This is a genomic window from Campylobacter sp. CNRCH_2015_0338h (assembly GCF_025772785.1).
In the GTDB taxonomy this organism is placed as follows: Bacteria; Campylobacterota; Campylobacteria; order Campylobacterales; family Campylobacteraceae; genus Campylobacter_D.
In genome coordinates, this window is the sequence record NZ_JAKMST010000004.1 from 1 (window position 1) to 19203 (window position 19203).

At 29.0% G+C, this 19203-nt stretch carries 23 protein-coding genes; 6 read left to right on the forward strand and 17 right to left on the reverse strand.

Features of this window, described 5'->3' with window-relative positions; genetic code table 11:
* Positions 1 to 149: 149 nt before the first annotated feature.
* A complete protein-coding gene (gene flhB / locus L8X30_RS03565; RefSeq protein WP_263679049.1) occupies positions 150 to 1226 on the forward strand; it encodes a flagellar biosynthesis protein FlhB in 1077 nt (358 codons plus the stop codon).
* On the opposite strand, the gene L8X30_RS03570 is transcribed toward flhB, so the two are convergent.
* Positions 1218 to 1997 (reverse strand): sulfite exporter TauE/SafE family protein, encoded by a 780-nt coding sequence (locus L8X30_RS03570; RefSeq protein WP_263663374.1) that lies wholly within the window; start codon positions 1995 to 1997, stop codon positions 1218 to 1220. The genes flhB and L8X30_RS03570 overlap by 9 nt on opposite strands.
* Positions 1998 to 2108: 111 nt before the next feature.
* Here L8X30_RS03570 and L8X30_RS03575 point away from each other — a divergent pair, with 111 nt between their 5' ends.
* Genes L8X30_RS03575 through L8X30_RS03585 form a run of 3 tightly spaced genes read left to right on the forward strand, consistent with a single transcriptional unit; the run spans position 2109 to position 4592 of the window.
* Positions 2109 to 3245, forward strand: a complete 1137-nt coding sequence (locus L8X30_RS03575) for an N-acetyl sugar amidotransferase (protein WP_263679051.1) — start codon at positions 2109 to 2111, stop codon at positions 3243 to 3245.
* Entirely contained in the window at positions 3242 to 3853 is a 612-nt protein-coding gene (gene hisH, locus L8X30_RS03580; protein ID WP_263679053.1) for an imidazole glycerol phosphate synthase subunit HisH, read from the forward strand. The genes L8X30_RS03575 and hisH overlap by 4 nt, the downstream gene beginning before the upstream one ends.
* A 1-nt stretch (position 3854) precedes the next feature.
* Positions 3855 to 4592 (forward strand): HisA/HisF-related TIM barrel protein, encoded by a 738-nt coding sequence (locus L8X30_RS03585; protein ID WP_263679055.1) that lies wholly within the window; start codon positions 3855 to 3857, stop codon positions 4590 to 4592.
* Here L8X30_RS03585 and pseH read toward each other — a convergent pair.
* From pseH to pseF, 6 genes are read right to left on the reverse strand one after another with little or no spacing between them, the layout of a single operon-like run.
* Positions 4560 to 5024 carry a UDP-4-amino-4,6-dideoxy-N-acetyl-beta-L-altrosamine N-acetyltransferase gene (gene pseH, locus L8X30_RS03590; protein WP_263679056.1) on the reverse strand — a complete coding sequence of 155 codons (465 nt, stop codon included), beginning with the start codon at positions 5022 to 5024 and terminating at the stop codon, positions 4560 to 4562. The two genes, L8X30_RS03585 and pseH, sit on opposite strands and share 33 nt — an antisense overlap.
* On the reverse strand, positions 5021 to 5845 hold the full coding sequence (gene pseG / locus L8X30_RS03595; RefSeq protein WP_263679057.1) for a UDP-2,4-diacetamido-2,4,6-trideoxy-beta-L-altropyranose hydrolase: 825 nt from the start codon (positions 5843 to 5845) through the stop codon (positions 5021 to 5023). Before pseG ends, pseH begins: the two co-directional genes overlap by 4 nt.
* Positions 5829 to 6554, reverse strand: coding sequence for a WbqC family protein (locus L8X30_RS03600; protein ID WP_263679058.1), 726 nt, complete (start codon positions 6552 to 6554; stop codon positions 5829 to 5831). The genes pseG and L8X30_RS03600 overlap by 17 nt, the downstream gene beginning before the upstream one ends.
* Positions 6551 to 7225: a class I SAM-dependent methyltransferase gene (locus L8X30_RS03605; protein ID WP_263679059.1), complete on the reverse strand. Its 675-nt coding sequence runs from the start codon at positions 7223 to 7225 to the stop codon at positions 6551 to 6553. The genes L8X30_RS03600 and L8X30_RS03605 overlap by 4 nt, the downstream gene beginning before the upstream one ends.
* Positions 7226 to 7227: 2 nt before the next feature.
* Positions 7228 to 7914 carry a class I SAM-dependent methyltransferase gene (locus L8X30_RS03610; protein ID WP_263679060.1) on the reverse strand — a complete coding sequence of 229 codons (687 nt, stop codon included), beginning with the start codon at positions 7912 to 7914 and terminating at the stop codon, positions 7228 to 7230.
* Entirely contained in the window at positions 7905 to 8606 is a 702-nt protein-coding gene (gene pseF, locus L8X30_RS03615; protein ID WP_263679061.1) for a pseudaminic acid cytidylyltransferase, read from the reverse strand. The genes L8X30_RS03610 and pseF overlap by 10 nt, the downstream gene beginning before the upstream one ends.
* Positions 8607 to 8667: 61 nt before the next feature.
* On the opposite strand from pseF, the gene L8X30_RS03620 reads away from it, so the two are divergent.
* Positions 8668 to 9906 (forward strand): DUF2920 family protein, encoded by a 1239-nt coding sequence (locus tag L8X30_RS03620; protein WP_263679062.1) that lies wholly within the window; start codon positions 8668 to 8670, stop codon positions 9904 to 9906.
* Between the two features lie 13 nt (positions 9907 to 9919).
* Here the strand turns inward: L8X30_RS03620 and L8X30_RS03625 are convergent, their stop codons facing one another.
* Genes L8X30_RS03625 through dcd form a run of 10 tightly spaced genes read right to left on the reverse strand, consistent with a single transcriptional unit; the run spans position 9920 to position 18622 of the window.
* The gene (locus L8X30_RS03625; protein ID WP_173787023.1) at positions 9920 to 10138 is read right to left on the reverse strand and encodes an acyl carrier protein; all 219 of its coding nucleotides are present in this window, start codon (positions 10136 to 10138) and stop codon (positions 9920 to 9922) included.
* Entirely contained in the window at positions 10131 to 11198 is a 1068-nt protein-coding gene (locus tag L8X30_RS03630) for a beta-ketoacyl-ACP synthase III (RefSeq protein ID WP_263679063.1), read from the reverse strand. The genes L8X30_RS03625 and L8X30_RS03630 overlap by 8 nt, the downstream gene beginning before the upstream one ends.
* Positions 11188 to 12711: an HAD-IIIC family phosphatase gene (locus L8X30_RS03635; RefSeq protein WP_263679064.1), complete on the reverse strand. Its 1524-nt coding sequence runs from the start codon at positions 12709 to 12711 to the stop codon at positions 11188 to 11190. The genes L8X30_RS03630 and L8X30_RS03635 overlap by 11 nt, the downstream gene beginning before the upstream one ends.
* On the reverse strand, positions 12708 to 13610 hold the full coding sequence (locus L8X30_RS03640) for a class I SAM-dependent methyltransferase (protein WP_173787020.1): 903 nt from the start codon (positions 13608 to 13610) through the stop codon (positions 12708 to 12710). Before L8X30_RS03640 ends, L8X30_RS03635 begins: the two co-directional genes overlap by 4 nt.
* Entirely contained in the window at positions 13604 to 13828 is a 225-nt protein-coding gene (locus L8X30_RS03645; RefSeq protein WP_039664483.1) for an acyl carrier protein, read from the reverse strand. Before L8X30_RS03645 ends, L8X30_RS03640 begins: the two co-directional genes overlap by 7 nt.
* Before the next feature lie 2 nt (positions 13829 to 13830).
* Positions 13831 to 14613 (reverse strand): AAC(3) family N-acetyltransferase, encoded by a 783-nt coding sequence (locus L8X30_RS03650; protein ID WP_173787019.1) that lies wholly within the window; start codon positions 14611 to 14613, stop codon positions 13831 to 13833.
* The gene (locus L8X30_RS03655; protein ID WP_263679193.1) at positions 14610 to 15872 is read right to left on the reverse strand and encodes a DUF4910 domain-containing protein; all 1263 of its coding nucleotides are present in this window, start codon (positions 15870 to 15872) and stop codon (positions 14610 to 14612) included. The genes L8X30_RS03650 and L8X30_RS03655 overlap by 4 nt, the downstream gene beginning before the upstream one ends.
* A gap of 4 nt (positions 15873 to 15876) precedes the next feature.
* Positions 15877 to 17007: a UDP-4-amino-4,6-dideoxy-N-acetyl-beta-L-altrosamine transaminase gene (gene pseC / locus L8X30_RS03660; protein WP_263679065.1), complete on the reverse strand. Its 1131-nt coding sequence runs from the start codon at positions 17005 to 17007 to the stop codon at positions 15877 to 15879.
* A complete protein-coding gene (pseB, locus tag L8X30_RS03665) occupies positions 17004 to 18011 on the reverse strand; it encodes a UDP-N-acetylglucosamine 4,6-dehydratase (inverting) (protein ID WP_263679066.1) in 1008 nt (335 codons plus the stop codon). The genes pseC and pseB overlap by 4 nt, the downstream gene beginning before the upstream one ends.
* Positions 18012 to 18061: 50 nt before the next feature.
* Positions 18062 to 18622, reverse strand: coding sequence for a dCTP deaminase (gene dcd, locus L8X30_RS03670; RefSeq protein WP_012661997.1), 561 nt, complete (start codon positions 18620 to 18622; stop codon positions 18062 to 18064).
* 131 nt (positions 18623 to 18753) lie between these two features.
* Here dcd and accB point away from each other — a divergent pair, with 131 nt between their 5' ends.
* Complete coding sequence (accB, locus tag L8X30_RS03675) at positions 18754 to 19203, forward strand: acetyl-CoA carboxylase biotin carboxyl carrier protein (protein WP_263679067.1); 450 nt, start codon at positions 18754 to 18756, stop codon at positions 19201 to 19203.

The following is a 19203-nucleotide window of genomic DNA, read 5'->3' on the forward strand; positions in this document are numbered from 1 at the left end:
ATAATGTAAATAAAATAGCTAGTGATATCTTAGAGGATGTTAGAAAGAAAAAGTTTTAGAGGGTGGGGTAAGCTTAAATCCAAGTAGTCAAATTTGTTGATACTTGGATTAAATGTTATAATTTTGCTTTAAAAATTTAAAGGTTTTTTATGGCTGCTGATGATCAAGAAAAAACAGAAGAACCCACGTCCAAGAAAATAGAAGATGCTCGTAAAGAGGGTAATGTCCCAAAAAGCCAAGATGCATCTGCTGTGGCTGTACTTGTTATAGCTGTGGTTGTGGTATTGTTTATGTTGCCTTTTATAGGTGAGAGAATTAGCGGTTTGTATAGGTTTTATCAAAGCTTTATAGGTATAGAACTTGATTTAAAAATCTTGCAAAAAATTATTATAAAAACCATGATAGAAATGTTTATTATGGTTTTACCTATTACTTTAACGATTATGGTTGCAGGTGTGCTTGGAAATTTAATGCAGTTTGGTTTTATTTTTACCACTAAGCCCATCACTCCAAATTTTAACAAAATTAACCCTATTAATGGTCTTAAAAATCTTTTTTCTTTGAAAAAAATTATTGAAGCTTTAAAAATTACTCTTAAAGTTGGAGTGGTTTTTGGTATAGCTTTTATTTTTTTATTACAATTTATGAAAGAACTTCCTAGAGTAGAGCTTTATACGATTTATCCACAACTTTTATGGCTTAGAGATAAGGCTATTATACTTGCGGCTATTGTGATTATAGCTTTTTTGATTATAGGATTTTTAGATGTGCTTTTGGTAAGGTATCAGTACTTTAAAAATTTGCGTATGAGTAAGCAAGAAATTAAAGATGAATACAAACAAAGCGAAGGAGATCCTTTGGTAAAAGGAAGAATTCGTCGTTTGCAAATGGAAGCAGCAAGACGCAGAATGGTGCAAGATGTCGCTAGTGCTGATGTGGTGATTACTAACCCTACTCACTATGCGGTTGCTTTGCGTTATGATAGCTCTAAAGAAGCTGCACCAAAAGTTTTAGCTAAAGGAGTGGACTTTTTAGCTTTGCGTATAAAAGATATGGCATATGAATATAATGTGATGATTTATGAAAATCCTCCTTTAGCTAGAGAACTTTATAAAGCTTGCGAGGTAAATGATCTTATTCCACCAGAGCTTTTTAAAGCAGTGGCGGAAGTTTTAAGCTTTGTTTATACTTCCAATAGACAAAAATTTGCCGATAGATTAAAATAAATTTAGCTTTTTAATCAAGCTTATAATAGTCATAGTTATAGAAAGAGTGTAAATACCTAAAAGCGCTATACGGTGAGATTTGAGGTTGATTTTTTCCATGATTTTAATACCAAGATAAACCCCTAGCATAGAACTAAGTCCTACTAAGCTTCCATTTTGTAAGACTTCTTTATCAATGATGTCATTATATACAAAAGAACTAATCCCTGAAATGGAAGCAAAAATCACAAAAAACAAACTAAGTGGTACTACTTTTTTAGTATCATAGCCTAAAAAATAAGCTAGAATAGGGGTGATTAAAAGCCCACCGCCAATCCCTAAAGATATAGCAAAAATTCCTGTAAATACGCCACAAATTAGCAAAATGGAATTTTTTAAGATATTAGAGTGGTTGATGTTTCCAATGGAGCTTTTTTGATTAAAAGCAAATTTTAAAAAGAATACAATACTCACGCATAGAAAAATACTTGTTAAGGTTATATCTGAAAAATATGAGAGTAAAAGCCCGCTAAACATCGCACCCAAAAAGCCTCCAAATCCTATGATGAGTCCATCTTTTAAGATCAAATTTTTCTTTTTATAGTTTAAATAGGAGCCAAAAATAGAAGCAAAAATCATTTGTACAACAGAAATTGCAACAGCATGGTGAGAGCTGAGTCCTAAAGTAAGCATGAAAGGAACGATGATCATACCACCACCTATACCAAAAACCCCTGAAGCCATACCTGAAAAAATCCCTATAATCATATAAGGAAGTAAAGTTAAATCCATAATCTATAAACCTTTAAATAAAAAAATTGTAACAAAATAAAATTTATTTAGCTTTAGAAAATATAATCATAGTCGATTTATGATGATTATAAATATTTTTTTGGAGTTAATATGAAATTTTGTAAAAAATGCGTTATGCCAGATACTAAGCCTGATTTGCATTTTAATGATGAGGGAATTTGTGATGCGTGTTGCTCGCAAGAAGCGAAAAATCATCACATAAACTGGCAAGAGCGTGAAAAAGAATTTCTAGAACTTGTGAAAAAATATAAAAAACACCCCGTGTATGATTGTGTCATAGGAGTAAGTGGCGGTAAGGATTCTACTTTTCAAGTTTTAAAATGTCTTGAGTTTGGGCTTAATCCTTTGTGTGTTTGTTTTGAACCAAGTATCCCTACTAAAATAGGTAAAAAGAATTTAAAAAATTTAAACAATCTTGGTGTTGATTTGATCCATATAAAAAGAAATCCTTTGGTATATAAAAAATTATCCCGTGAAGCTTTTGTAAGAACGGGCGATAATGAATGGCAAAACCATTTGGGAATTTTTACATGTGTTCCAAAAGTAGCTGTTGCTTTTGAAATTCCTTTGATTATTTGGGGGGAAAGTTCGCAGATTGAATATGGTGGGCCAGCTAGTTCTAAAGAAAAAAACACTTTAGGTAGAGAGTGGCTTGAAGAATTTGGTGGGCTTTTGGGTAATAGAATTTCTGATATGATTGGTGTTGATGGTATTAGAGAGAAGGATTTATATTTTTACACTTATCCAAGTGACGAAGAACTTCAAAGAGTAGGAGTTACAGGGCTATTTTTGGGATATTATTTTAAATGGGATTATAAGTATAATTTAAAATTAGCCCAAGAAAATGGCTTTAAAACTAGCGCAAAACCAGTTGAAACTACTTATGAGAATTTTGAAAATTTAGATTGTTATTCAAATCATGTGCATGATTATTTAAAATACTGCAAATATGGTTTTGGAAGAGCTACAGATAATGCGTGTTTGGATATAAGACTTGGCTATATTAGCCGTGAAGAGGGTGTGAGACTTGTAAATAAATATGATGGAAAGCCACCTAAAAAGGCTATTAAGAAATATTTGAAATTTAGTGGTTTTAGTGAAAAAGAATTTGAAAAAATTGTAGATTCTTTTACTAATAAAAAGATATTTAAACGCGATGAAAATGGTAAATTCTTAAGAGATAGCGATGGATCATTGATAAAAAAAGATGAGTTTATTTTGAAATGATTTGCATTGTTGATTATCGTCTTGGAAATTTTAAATCTGTTTTGAAAGCTTTTGAAAAACTTAATCAAGAAGTGATTATAAGTTCTAAAAAAGAAGATATAAAAAATGCCTCTAAATTAGTTTTACCAGGTGTTGGATCTTTTAAACAAGGTATGGAAAATTTAAAAAAACTTGCACTAGATGAGCTTTTAAAAGAATGTGTTTTAAAAGATAAAAAGCCTATTTTGGGGATTTGTCTTGGTATGCAACTTTTTGCCAGTAAAGGATATGAGGGCGGAGAGTGCGAAGGGCTTGATTTTATAAAAGCAAGGGTTTTGAAATTTGATTTAAGTAAAAAAAAAATATTGCACAGTGGCTGGGATGATTTACAGTTTAGTGATAAAAAAAGCAAGCTTTTTGATGGAATTTTAGAAAAAAGTGATTTTTATTTTGTGCATTCTTATTATGTAGAGTGTTTAGAGAGAGTGGAGACTTCTTTTTGTGAGTATGAAAAACCTTTTTGTGCAAGTTTTGAAAAAGATAATATTTTTGCTGTGCAATTTCACCCTGAAAAAAGCCAAAATGTAGGTTTGAAACTTTTGGAAAATTTTGCAAATTTAAAGGTCTAGCATGCTTAAAACAAGAATCATACCTTGTGTGTTATTAAAAGATCATCAGCTTGTAAAAAGTATCAATTTTTCTTCTTTTAGGACTATAGGACATGTGGTAAGCACAGCTAGGATATATAATGCTAGAAATGTTGATGAGCTTATAGTTTTGGATATTAATAAAAACGGTGTTATAGATTTTGAAAGCTTAGAAGATATAGCTAATGAGTGCTTTATGCCTTTAACTATTGGAGGTGGGATTAGAACTTTAGAAGATATTAGAAAAGTGTTAGATATAGGTGCTGATAAAATTAGTATTAATTCTATGGCTTTGCAAAACCCAGATTTTGTCAAAAAGGTGGCAAATACTTTTGGAAGTTCTTGTGTAGTATGCTCGGTTGATGTAAAAAAATACAAAAATAAATTTAAAGTTTTTAATAATGAAATTTTAGATATTGATCCGCTAGAACTTGCATTAAAATACGAATCTTTGGGAGCAGGGGAGATACTTTTAACAAGTGTTGATAAAGAAGGAAGTTCTTTAGGGTATGATTGGGAATTACTAGAGTATTTCAAAGGTAAATTAAAAATTCCACTCATTATTAATGGAGGGCTTTCTAAGCCTCAAGATGGGGTAAAAGCTATACAACTTGGTGCGAATGCATTAGCAGGTGCTTTTATATTTCATTTTAGTCAATATACTCCAAATGATGTTAAAAATGAGCTTTTAAAAAATAATATCCCTGTGAGGATTGTTTAAATTTACAAAATAAAAATTATTATCTTCTTTAATAATTTTAAAACCATGTTTTAAATATAAATTTAAAGCTTTTGTGTTTTCTTTGAAAACACAAGCGTTTAAAGTTTGAACTTTTAAAATATTAAAAGCATAGTTTTTAACTTCTTGCATTAAAAGCTCGCCTATACCTTTTTTTATACCATAAAGCCCAAATTCGCATGAATTGTTAGTTATATTGATAAAATCAATCACGCCTATAGCTTGTTTGCTATCATAAACTAAAAAGTATTTTTTAGTTGTATCTGTTTTTAGGCTAGATAAAAAGTTTAAATGCTCTTTTAAAGCGATATTTTGTGTTTTCATAAATTTAGCAATGCTTTCATTATTTCGCCATTTTAAAACGAGCTTGATTTCTTCTTGGTTTAAGTGGATAAAATCTTTTAAAACTATCATATAAAATTCTCCACTTCATAGCCTTTTTTAGCAAGCCAAGTTGCAATTTTTTCTTGATTTTTAGCATAAGCTATGGCTTTAAAATTTGCTTTTAAAATCAAAGCTTCATTGACTAATGAGCTTGCGCTAATGATGAGTTTTTTACTTTCATTCATTAATCTAGCAAGGCTAGGATGGTCAATGAGAATTTGTATATTAGAGTTTTTTTGGCTTAATTTTTGAAGCAAATTTAGATGAGAATTTGCTTTTGTGGTAGCTATGATGATGATTTTATTTTTGTTTAGTTTATTTGCTATATCAAAGGAAATGTTTTTTGGATCACTTCCCCCTATACAGATAAAATAATCATAAATTTTCTCTCTTTTTATCTTGCTTTCTTGGTAAAACTCATCGCGTATTAGAGCATAGGGAAAGCCACATCTTAATTCACAATACTTTGGCACTAAATTTTCATAATCGCTTTCTTTAGCATAAGCATTGACATTAAGTAAAATATCGCAAAAATGTTCTTTTATCTCATCATCAAAGCTAAGAATTTTAATTCCTGTTTCTAATTTAATGAGTTTTTCATCATCTGCAGTGATCTCATAATGATCAATGATTAAAAGATCAAAATTTTCCTTTTTGATGAGATTGATGAGTTCATATATACTAGCACTTGTTAGCTCATATACAGGATAAGGAATTTCATCTATTAAAGAGCCTTTTAGTGGTAAACAAGCAAAAGATACATCTTGGTATTGTTTAGCTAACAAAAGATCTCTTTTGATATGTCCGTGTCCTATAGCGCTAGAACTATCGCTTCTAAAAAGAACTCTCATTATTACACTCGTTTATTTTGACACATTCTTGAAATTTGATACAAGGCTCTTTTTCGTTAAATAAAAAATCTAAAATTCCCAAATAAGCTATAAAATTTACACCCAATTGAGTATAGGTTGGATGGATAAAATCAAAATATTCAATTTTTATATTTGCATTTTTAAAAATTTCTTTTGCCGCTTCTTTTTCAAGGTAATTTTTTGAGCCTTCTGGAGAGAGGTAATGATCAGCTTTTAATGTTTGACAAATTTCAAGTAGTAATTTTTCTTTTTTTTCATTTTTTAAATTTAAAGAAGAAGCTTGTAAAATAGGAGTTTTAATGTTTAAGTGTTCACAATATATTTTGATTAACTCCATGTTAAATTGTGCTAAATGTGTATGTTTAAATAAAGCTTTTTCTAAGATATTGTAGTATTTATTAAAATTAATACTTTTAGAGTAAGCATGATGAATAGTCTTTAAAAATTTAATTTTCCATTTATCATCTTTTTCAAATAATATATCTTGAAGTGATGTTTTTTGTGGTGCTTTTTGTAAATTTAGTCCTAGTAAAAAAGTTTTATCTTGTAATTTAATTTTGTTTCTATTTTGCCATGATCTGCGTTCAAATTGAACATTATCCAAAAAGACAAAAGTATCAACACTTTGTATCATATACATGTAGCCAAGCCATGGATTAAAGGTTGGCTGCATGATGGCTATTTTCACTTAATTTTTCCATAAATTACAATATCACTATCATTAACTAATCTTTCATCTTCTCCCATGATATTGGTATTTTCATAAGTAAGTACTTTAAAATCATATAAATTTAAATATTCTTTTAAAATTTCTACAAGTTCATATTCTTGGTAGAGAGTGTTTATACATCCAAGCTCTCCTGTGGTGTTATCGTTTGTGATTTTAAAACAATTATGAGCTATTTTTTCTCCATAGCCATATCTATAATCTTTTATGCTTCTTGTTCTTAAAAAAAACAAAGCATTTTCTTTATACATAGAATTTTCTTTGGAAATTTTTAATAATTTTAAAAAATCTTCTTTCAAAAGATAGTTAATCACATTAGGAATCATAAAAATATCTGCGTTAATATTTGGATTTTTTAAGGGAAATTCTAAGATATCATCATGAAAAAACTGATAGTTTTTGCATTGAATTACTTCTTTGAAATTGTAATTAGCATTGTTAATATTTTCTTGATTTAAATCAACTCCGATACATTCATAATCATAATTTGCAAATAAAGAAAGATTATTACCATTAGAACAGGCAAATTCCAAAACTTTTTGGTTGCTTTTTTGATGTAGTCCTTGTTTAAAAAAGAATTTAATTACAGCTAAATCTGGAAATTTTAAACCTTTTAAATCTCTTAAGTACATTTTTACTCCTTAGTGATTTTACCATAGATGATTATATCGCTATCTTTGATATAAATTTTATTTTTTATATTGATATTTTCACTTGTGATAACTTCAAAATCATATAAATTTAAATATTCTTTTAAAATTTCTACAAGTTCGTGTTCTTGATAAGCTGTGCAAAGACAATTTTTCTCACCACTAAATTCATCATAGTTTAAAATAAAACTATCGTTTTTTAATTTTTCTCCAAGTCCGTAGCGATGATCTTTAACACTTCTTGCTCTTAAGAAAAAATGAGCATATCCTAATTTATTTGTTTGATATAGGTTGTTTTGTTTTGTATCTTGCAGTAAAATTTTAAATTCATCTTTGCTAATGTAATTAATTACATTAGGTATTAAAAACACATCTGCATTTATATTTTGATGATTTTTAGCAAAATCAAGCATATTTTCATTAAAAAAACTTGCCTTTTGATAATGCATAATTTCTTTAAAATTATAAATAGCGTTTTCATGATTTTGTTTACTAAGTTCTACGCCGATACATTCATAATCATAATTTGCAAATAAAGAAAGATTATTGCCATTATGAGAGGCAAATTCTAAAACTTTTGCATTTTTCAAAGTGTCGAGCTTATTTTTAAAAAACCATCTTACAAGCTCCATATCAGGGTATTTAAAACCTTTGATTTTATTTATAAACATTTATTACCTTTGTGAAACTGATATAGTATTTTAGCAAATTCTAAGTCTTCAAAGGTGTCAATATCGCAAATTTTATTCCTTGGAAGTAAAAAGGCTTTAGAATAAGGTTTAAACATAAAATCTTCTTCTAGCCATGCTTCTTTTTTGCCAAAGTAAAATGCGCCACCATCGTGATAAGCTTTAGTAAGATCTTGTGAGCGTTTGTGATAATTTGACTCATCAAACATATAAACTTTGTTTTGTTCATCAAGGTAAAAACCTCTTTGTATAGGGTATTCAAATTCACAAGCTGAAAATAAAAATTTACATTCATTTTGGCTAAATTGCTCAAAAGCTTTTTGCAAGATAAACTCATCTATAAGCGGAGCTGTTGCGTATAAGCAACACACATTTTCATAGATTTTACCTTGTTTTTCTAGAGTGATGATGGCATTTTGGATTACAGCGGTTGAGCTTGCATAATCATCACTTAATTCTTTTTTGCGCACAAAAGGAGCTTTTGCACCATATTTTAAAGCTACTTCGATGATTTCTTCATCATCGCTTGAGATAATCACATCATCAAAAATACTCGAATTTAAAGCACTTTCTATGCTATAAGCAATCAAGGGTTTTCCTAAAAAATCAATGATATTTTTTCTAGGAATACGTTTAGAACCACCACGCGCAGGGATAATACAAAGATTTTTCATAAACTCTCTTTAATTTTATAAAAAATAAGTATAATTAAATTTTAATTTTAAAAGGCTTAACATGCTCATAAATCAAACCTATTTCATAGACTCTTGTGACGATGTAGAATTAAATATAAAAAGAGAAAGTAAATTAGAATTTAAATTAACTTATGATGATAGTAAAGAAATAGAGGCTATTGTTTGTATTATAAGTGGCATTGGTGGGGATATAAAAGATGATTTATATATAAGTGATTATTGTGCTAGAAATTATAATGTAGCAGTTTTAAACGTAAATTATCATTGCATAGGAAATCGTCCTCAAACTGGGGCTAAGATTTATCTTGATGATATTGATAGACTTATATTTGACACAAGTTTAAAGGCTATTGGTATAGAAATTCCTTATGATATATCAAAACTTAATTCTTTTGAAGAATTTCATCCTGCTATGGATTATCTTGATAAAGAAATTCAAAAAAATAAAAATAATTGGGAGATTGATAGGAATTATTATTTAGATTTAAGTGCAAGTTTACAGCCTACAAAGAATGAATATCAAAATTTTGGTATCATGCAAGCAACAGATATACTAAATGCTCTTTTATATATTAGAAAAAATTTCGCTTTTAAAGCTATGGGGGGGGGTATAAAGCATATTTTAGTTGGAGCATCTCATGGAGGATATTTGGCAAATTTATGTGCAAAATTAGCTCCTTGGCTTGTTGATGTTGTGGTGGATAATTCTTCCCATGTTAGCCTTACTGATTTATGGAGGGTTATAGGTTTTGGCAAAGAAGTTGATTTTACCGAGTATTATTCAGTTGCGACTTTTAATTTCTTTCAAAATATAAGATTATGCTGTTGTGATAAAACATTTTGGACTACAAATAAACAATCACCTTATTATTTTTCATTTGCTAGAAAATTAATTAGAGAAACATTAAATAAAGATCATCTAAATATACAAGCAAAATATCCAAATCCAAAATACATTGCTTATCATTCTAAATTTGATGAATGGGTGTCTTTAGAAGAAAAAGAAGAATACGTTGATACTTTAAAAAAACATGGATTTGATGTTGAATTTATAAAAGTTATAGATGAAAAACAAATAGATGGTAAGTTTATTAAAAATCTAACTCATGGTATGGGTATACCTATGAAATTACTTATTAAAAAACACTTACCACAAATTTTACAAGAACCTTTAAAAGATAAAACTTGTAAAAAAGAAATCTCATACAAGTGTGATGATTTAATATATACTTTTAAAGAGAAAAATGAGCAGATTGTTTTAAGTGTGGAAAGGGTTTAAACAAATATTTTGTTTAAACACCAGCTAAAGCTAAAAGATCACTTACTTTTTCACATTTTTTAAGATCATCACCGTTAATTTGCTTACCAAGTGAGTTTTTAAATAATACCATGATAGATACAAAAGCTAAGCTATCCCATTCATCAATATCATCTAAAATCATATTTTCTTTCAGTGTTTCATCCATATGCATAGCTTCGCTAATAGCTTCTAGTAATTCTTCTTTAGTCATTTTTTTCTCCTTTATAAATTGAAATTGTATCAGTTTTAAAGTTTTTATCAAAATTTATATAAGCACTTCCCCAGGCATATCCAGCGCCAAAAGCACTTAAAATGGCATTAAAATCATTTTTTTGTATTTCACAAAGTAAAGCAGGTAAAGAGCAAGCACTCAAATTAGCATATTTTGACATCAAAAAATTTGGTGCTTGAGAGCTATCAATACCCAAATCATTTATAATAGAATCAACTAAAAATTGATTGGATTGATGCAATAAAAAATAATCCACTTCATCTTTATTTTTTTCACAGAAATCAAGCATTGCTTTTATACTTTGACTTTCAAGATTAAGCGCTTGGTTAAAAATTTCAGCCCCATCCATGTAAAGATTATCTAAGCCCCTATGTTTATTGGTTTGAAATATTTCTTTATTGGAGCTTTTACTCTCATCAAGTTTAGCAAAAGCTCTATTGGGTATGATGAGTTTATCAAAACCTTCTCCATTAGAATAAAGCTTAAAAAACGATTTTTCATTTGCACAACTTATGAGTGTTGCGCTTACTCCATCACCAAAGATTGGAGCTAAATTTGCATTCAAAGGGTTTATGGTTTTGCTTAAAGTATCACCACAAATTAATAAAATATTTTTTGCATTTTGATTTTCTAAAAAAGAAAAAGCTATAAATAAGCCATATAAATACCCCGAACACGCTTGATTTACATCAAAAGCTATAGTTTGAGGCTTTAAATTTAATCGTTTGTGAAGATAGTTTGCACATGATGGCATAAAAAAATCAGGAGTTTGTGTAACAAAAATCACCATATCAAGCTCATTTTTATCAAAATCAAGTATTTTAAATAAATTTATACTTGCTTCATAGGCTAAATCTGTTGTGCTAATATTTTCATCAGCGATAAATCTTTTTTGTATGCCTGAAATTTTTTTCATTCTTTTTAGCATTTTGACATCATTTTGAAAAACATCTTCTAAGCAATCATCTATATTTATGCATTTATTAGGCACACAAATGCTTATGCCCGCTATTTTGGCTTTATTAAAACTAGCTTTCAATTATAAGTCCTTCGTAATTTATCATTTCTTTTTGGATTAGAGCAAAATTTTCTTTTATATTTGCATTTAAACTATATAAAAATTCCAAAAATGGCATATTTCTTTCGCCTTTTTGAAAGTATAAAATACATTCTTTTGTATTAAAATACAGGTGTAATAACTCTATAGCCTTATATAGCATAATTTTTTCAAGCCTTCTTCCTAAGGCTCTACAACTTATGCAAAGATCTTTTATGATTAAATTTGTTTCATCTTCATAAGCTACAAAAATTGCTATAATACCACTATCGCTTAATTTATCACTCATACTTATAGTCAAAATAGCATGTTTTTGCATAAATTCTTTGCACTCTTTTAAGCTTAATCTTGAGTAGTTTGATATAAATTGATTAGTTTTATTAAGTAGTTGCGAAATTCTTTCAAGTTCATCTGCGTGGTTGATATGAAATTTCAAACAAATTTGTAATTTTTCAAAATACTCTTTAGGGTTAAGCTTGCTAAGCTCTTGTCTTTGTAAATTTGCTTTAATATCAGCACTTCTTAACTCATCTTCCTTGCTAAAGCTTGTTTTTAAAAGTCTAGGATAGAGCTTTAAACTATAAGCACTATTTTCATCAGCTAGTAAGGTGTTAATATGAAGGTGTGATACATTTTCAATTTCGGCTATATTATCATCAATAAACAGCACGCTATCAAAAGCTATATTAAAAAAATTTATAATTTCTTTAATATTTTCGTCTTTACTTTTCCAATTAGCCCTGATTATACTAAAATCATCAAGTTGTAATAAAAAGTCTTTTCTTTGTGTAAAAAGTTTTTTCACATCTTCTTCTTCGTTTTTTGAAGCAATGGCAAGTAAAAAACCTTGATTTTTTAAATTTAAAAGCTCACTTTGCAAGGCTTTATGATTGCTAGATAAAGCAAGATTTTCAATGCCATCTTCACCTAAAATTCCTTGGTATAAGGTATTATCAAGATCTATGATGATTGCTTTTAAAGTCGGTTGTAAAAAGCTAGGTAGGATTTTTAGTCCTAGAATTTGGGCTAATTTTACACAAGCTTTATTGCTAAGTCTGCTTGCATTTATTTCAAAATTACTATCATCTATGATGAGATTTTCATCTAAAAAGGGCTTTAGTATTTCACAAATACTATATTCTTTTAAGCTTGTATCGCCAAGTAAAAGTGTGATGATAGGAGCGTTGCTAATGCTTGATAGTTCTTGTATTTTTTCTTTGATAAAACCATCTGCATTTTTTTTATAATCGTTTAAGTCTATAAAAATGATGTTTAAATCTGCTTTTTGAAAATTATCATAACTTAAACTATCATCATAAGAGCTTATGTTAAATTCAGCCTTTAATTTACTAAAGGCTAAAAATGCGTTTAGTATGCTTGAAATCACTTCAAAAGAATGATTTCTAAAGACATTGATAGTAATTTTTTTATGATGATTTTCTTTGCTAAATTTTATGAGATCATTTCTTTTTAAATTCGGTGAAAAAAGATTCATTCTTTTACCAAAACTACTGCCATTACAATAGCATTCTTTGTTTTTAGTGCTTTTTCTAAAGAATAATTATTTGCCATAAAATATTCACATTCTTTGATTTTCAATCCTGCTTTATTAAGTAATTCTTTGACTTCATCAGGATGAGAAAATAAATAAATATGATCAATAGCAGGAGCGTTGATAGGTATAGTCGCAAAGATTTCTCCATTATCATTTAATAAGGCTTTTACATCTTTCATAAATTGTAAAGGTTGTTCAACATGTTCTAAAACTTCTCCCATTACTACCAAATCAGCTTTGTTGTTAAACTCACATTTGGTAAAATCTTTACATATAAATTCGCATTTAGTATTTATTTTACCAAACTGATTTTCTACCATATCCTTGCTCATTTGACAACTTATAGGAGATATATCAATACCAAAATATTCTTTAAATTTTTGACTTCTTAGGGCTTTAACAAAAAACTCACCATGCCCTGGCCCTATTTCAAGATAGGTATTTTCTTGATTTTGTTTTTCATCTATATACTTAGCAAAATATCTTCTAACCTCAATATGAGCATTCCATATAAAAGAAGATATGGCAAGACCCACCATGTATTGCTTCATATAGTTTTCATTAAAATACACCATATTTTCTACTTCTGCTAAGGTGCTATATCTATATTTTCCAAATTCTATAAAATATCTAGTTTCTTCTAAAGTATCATTTAATACAACTATATAGCTTTGAGCTTGTTCTTCTAAAGTAATATTTAGTGTATCTTTGTAATAAACAATAAGCTTTTCTAAATCTTCATATTCTTCTTTAGAGAGTTGTAATCCATCTAAACATTTTTTGTGTAGTGGATTTTTTTCTTCTATTAGCTTAAATAATTCTTTTGTATTTTCTAGCATAATTTCTCCTTAATAGCTTGCAAAAGTTCATTTTGTGATTTTAGCTGACTTAATTCATCTTTGCTAAATTTGATTTCAAATTCTTCTTCTAAACTCATGATTATATCAATATGGTTTAAAGAAGTCCAATTTTTACAATTTTGCATGCTTAAATTTGAATTCTCATTGACTTTTACTTCGAGTATATTTTCTAAAATTTCATAAAATTTATTTTCCATGATTAATCCTGTAATATAAAAATATTTTTATCTTCATCAAGAGCATTTTTTATCGCTTCTTTGTATTCTTTTGTATGAAATAAACATATAGTTGCACCACCAAAATTTTCGTATATAAAATTTTTTGTTTTTTTAGTAATATAGTTTATATTATCGACATTTGGTAAAGATTTTTTATCTAAATGTCTTACATAAAATTTTATTTTTTTATCATGTATTCTGTTTTGTTCATCTATTATTTTTCCGTGAAAATCTTTAAAATATCTGTAATCTACTCGGTATTCTTCTTCGATATAATGAGTTAGAGTGTGTCCTGTAGTGCTTCCAAAAAGTATATATTTTCCATTTTCTTGTGTTAAAACATCATACACACAATTTTCACCAAAACAACTTGTAGTGTCTTTTAAAAACAATTCTTTTTTGGCTCCTTTTATAGCAAAGGAAAATATAGGATCATTAGTGCGTTTTACCCCTGCTTGTTTGCGAAAATATTCATTTAAAGCACCCATTTTTGTAGGAGAATTTAATTTATCATAAACTTCATTTTTGCAAAAACTATAGGTAAATGTAGGCATGATTAAAGTACCTTCTTTACCTATAACTTCAAAAAAACAATCTAATATAGTTTGTAAAAATTCATTTCTAGGAAGCAAGGGTGTGCCAAAATTAAAAAGTTCAGTATGCACACACAAAATATCGCCTTTTTTGATGCCAAGTTTCTTAAAAGCTTCTATTAAGTCAACATTAGAGTATTTTTTATCATTGTATTCTAAGAAATATTTCATTTTATTAATCCGTGAAATTTTAATTTTTCTATTAAATCTTTTAATTTATAAGCTTGTGTGTTTAGCTTTGAGGCTATATCTAAAACATCATTTTTACCATCACAATATGCTAAAAAATTACATGATATTGGTATATCATTGGTTGAAGAAGTATTGATAGTATGGTATAAGTCTCTTTTGCCTAAATTGGGTTCGCAAAATACAGTATTTTGATAAATTTCATTTACTTCTAAATTCATAATGATTTCTTGCATAGCTTTTAAGCCACCTTGCAATCCTTCTTCACTGATGAAATTTAAATCATCTTTGCTAGTATGATATTCTTTATATTCTAGATACTTACTTCTACAAATTCCAACTACGGGTAAATTTACCAAAGGAGCACAGTATTGTCTTTCATCGCTTCCTCTATCTAAAAAGCTAAATTCTTTAAAATTATTTTTTTCTTTCAAGGTATGCAAGGCTACTTTATCTGCTAGGGTATTTTCACTTGGAGTGTGAATGAGTGAGTAAGCATTATCATCACCTATGCAAGAGAGTACAAAACCTGCTTTAGTGTGTTTTTGTAAGTGCTTTAAATGTTTGCTAATATAAACTATACTCCCTATAGTTTCAGGGATAAAAACAAAACGATAATTATATTTTCTCTCTTTCAGTCCCAAAAGCCATTTAGCTAAAAACACAGCTACCACAGGGCCACTTAACTCGTTATTTGCCATAGATGGATGACAAAGGTAAGTAGAGATTAAAATTTCATCTTTTGTTTTTTGCGTGCTAGGTATGAGTAAATCAGCATAGTTTAAAACCCCATTTTCATGGTGTTTTGCATCTATGAAAACTTTATATTTTCCTTCTTTTAGTTTAACTCTATCTTCATGTTTTATGCAAAAACCCCATCTTTTTTTATAATAACTTGTCACATAAGGTATGGCATCAGGCATATCCTCTATAGAGTAAAGATGTTTTCGTAAGCTTGCTAGATTAAGCTCTGTGTCTATGCCTGTGCTATAGTTTAATACATGAAGATTATTTTGCTTAAAATCACAAATTTTTTCTCCATCTGGAGTGATGATATAAGCATCATTTATCTCCCATTCAGCAGGTACTTCCCAGTTAAACACTTTACTTCCACTTGCTATAGAGTGAATTTTTAATATACCCCCCCCCATAGCTTCATCAAGTATTTTTAAGCTTTGTCTAAAGCCAGCCCCTGTAATACTTCTACATATAGGAAAAAGCTCACAAGCTAGCTCATACATACTTTTACTCACAACAAGCCTTTTTAGTTTCTTCTAAGATCTTAAATAAACTATCTTTAACAAATTGTGCTTCTTTTAAACTCATTTCTTGATGAGCAGGTATGCTAAGTTCAGCTTTGTAAAAATTATCTGCATTTTCTAAAAATAAATTTCCATATAAGTTTTTATAAAAACTAAACTCATAAGTTGGCTTATAATGCACTTGTACACCTATGCCTAAATTTAATAATTTTTCAAAAATAATCTCTTTTTGGCAATAAAATTCAGGAAAAAGCAAAATAGGGTATAAATGTCTTGAGCTTTTTTTATAATCTTTGATTTTTATAGTGCTAAAATAAGGATTTTTTTCAAATTCTTTATCATAAAAACTTGTGATGATTTCTCTTTTTTCTAGCATATTATCAAGTTTTTTAAGTTGATTTATACCCAAAGCACAAGCAACATCACTCAAACGATAATTATAGCCTAGCTCAACCATATCACTGTCCCAAAGCCTTTTTTTGACTATACCATGACTTCTTAAAAGCTTGATTTTTGAGATTAATTCCTTATCATTGCTAACGACTGCGCCACCCTCAAAGGTTGTGATAGGTTTAACCGGATGAAAAGAAAATATGCTTAAATCTGCCATAGAGCCTACTTTTTGATCTTTATAAGTAGCACCTAGAGCATGACTTGCATCATCTATTAATGGGATATTATATTGTTTAGTTAAGGCTAAGATTTCATCCATTTCTACGCTATTTCCCGCAAAATCAACCACGCAAATTGCCCCTATATTAGAGCTATCTTGATTTAATCTTAAAGCAAGTTTTTTCTCATCAATATTTCCATCACTTTTTACATCTATAAACTCCACTCTAGCATCTGCCATTAAAGCAGCATTTGCAGTTGCAGCAAAGCTAATGGGGGTTGTTAAAACAATTTTTTCTTTTACATTTAAAGACAAATATGCAAGATGTAAAGCAGAAGTGGCTGAATTTAACACACAAGCATATTTTACACCTACATATTCACAAAGGGCTTGTTCAAATTCTTCAACCTTTTTTCCACCGGTTAAAAAATCATCCTTTAAAGCCTCACAAACTACTTGTATGTCTTGTTCGTCGATATTTTGATGAGAATAAGTTATCATTTTTCAAGCTCTGTATGATTTATTATATTTAAAAGCTCTTCTTGGCTAATCCATGATGGATTATTATCTGAGCTATAAGAAAAGCCATTAGAAACTTTTTTACCTTTTTGTCCTTTTGCATTTATACTAAAATCAACATTAATATTATTAAATTGGATACTTGGGCTAATGGCATAATAATTTTCAAATTCATAAGTTAAATGACTATCATCACTTGAAATCATAATTTCATGTAGTTTTTCACCTGCTCTTATACCTATGATTTTATGAGCTAAATTAGGAGCCATAGTTTTAGCTAAATCAACGATTTTCATAGAAGGAATTTTTGGCACGAAAATTTCCCCTCCATGCATATAAGCAAAATTATTCAGCACGAAATTAACCCCATCTTCTAAAGATATCCAAAATCTTGTCATTCTCTCATCTGTGATAGGAAGCTCTTTAGCGCCTTCATTGATTAGTTTTTTAAAAAATGGTATAACAGAGCCTCTTGAGCCTACTACATTACCATATCTTGTAACGCTAAATTTGGTATGAGAATTTCCTGCGATGTTATTTGCTGCTACAAAAAGCTTATCACTTGCAAGCTTTGTAGCTCCGTATAAATTAATAGGATTGCATGCTTTATCGGTTGAAAGAGCGATACATTTTTCTACATTATTTTCCAAACACGCATCGATTACATTTTGTGCTCCATGGATATTAGTTTTTATACATTCCATTGGATTATATTCTGCAATTGGTACATGTTTCATAGCAGCTGCATGGATGACAAAATCAACATCCTTCATCGCTATATTTAATCTTTCTTTATCTCTTACATCACCTATAAAATAACGCATGCAATTATCATTAAATTCTCTTGCCATTTCAAATTGCTTGAGTTCATCGCGTGAATAAATGATGATTTTTTTAGGTTTGTATTTTTGAAGTAAAGTTTTAGTATAAGTTTTTCCAAAACTTCCTGTACCACCGGTGATTAAAATGCTTTTTCCATTAAACATATATATTTTCCTATTACTTGACTAAGTTTTTATATCGGCTGAAAATAAAATTATTTTAAAATTCTTGGTAAAGTTATACCTGTTTGAGCTTGATATTTACCTTTTTTATCAGCATATGTTACATCACAAGGCTCATCTCCTTGTAAAAACAAAACTTGAGCTATACCTTCATTAGCATAAATTTTAGCAGGTAGTGGGGTTGTGTTTGAAATTTCTATAGTGATATGTCCTTCAAAACCTGGCTCAAAAGGAGTTACATTCACTATAATACCACATCTTGCATAAGTACTTTTACCAAGGCAAATAGCTAAAACATCATTTGGCATTTTAAAATACTCAACCGTTCTAGCAAGCGCGAAAGAATTTGCAGGTACTATACATACATCTCCTACAAAATCTACTACATTTTCTTCTACAAAATTTTTAGGATCTACAACAGTGGAATTTACATTGGTAAAAATTTTAAATTCTCTTCCAACTCTTATATCATATCCATAGCTTGAAAGCCCATAACTAACTATACCTTTACCTATATTTGCTTCACAAAATGGCTCTATCATATTGTGCTCTAATGCCATTTTTTTGATCCAATTATCTGCTTTTAAGCCCATTTTTGTCCTTTATAATTAAAGTGAATTTTTAAATTATATCTTAAAATAAAAGTAAAAAATAAATAATTGAAGTTATTTTTAGTATTTTTATATATAATTATAAATTAAGTCTTATAAATTAAGGAGAATATATGACAAAAGAAGAAATCAAAGAACTAATGCAACTTTTTGCAGAAGCAAGTATAAGCAAGATTAAAATAAAAGAACAAGATGGATTTGAAATAGAACTAGAAAAAGATTTATGTTGTGAATTACCAGCTCCAACTCCTGTTGCTCCAGCTCCACAGCCAATTAATGTAAATGTAGTTAATGAGACCAAAGCAAGCTCAAACTCTTCTAATAAACCAACTATCAATAGCCCTATGGTAGGTACTTTTTATCAAGCTCCAAGCCCAGGTGCAGCACCTTTTGCTAAAGCAGGACAAACTATTAAAAAAGGAAGTACTATAGCAATTATTGAAGCGATGAAAATCATGAATGAAATCGAAGCTGAATATGATTGTAGGATAGTAGAAGTATTAGTTGCAGATGGTCAGCCTGTAGAATTTGGCATGCCTTTATTTGTGGTGGAGAAATTATAA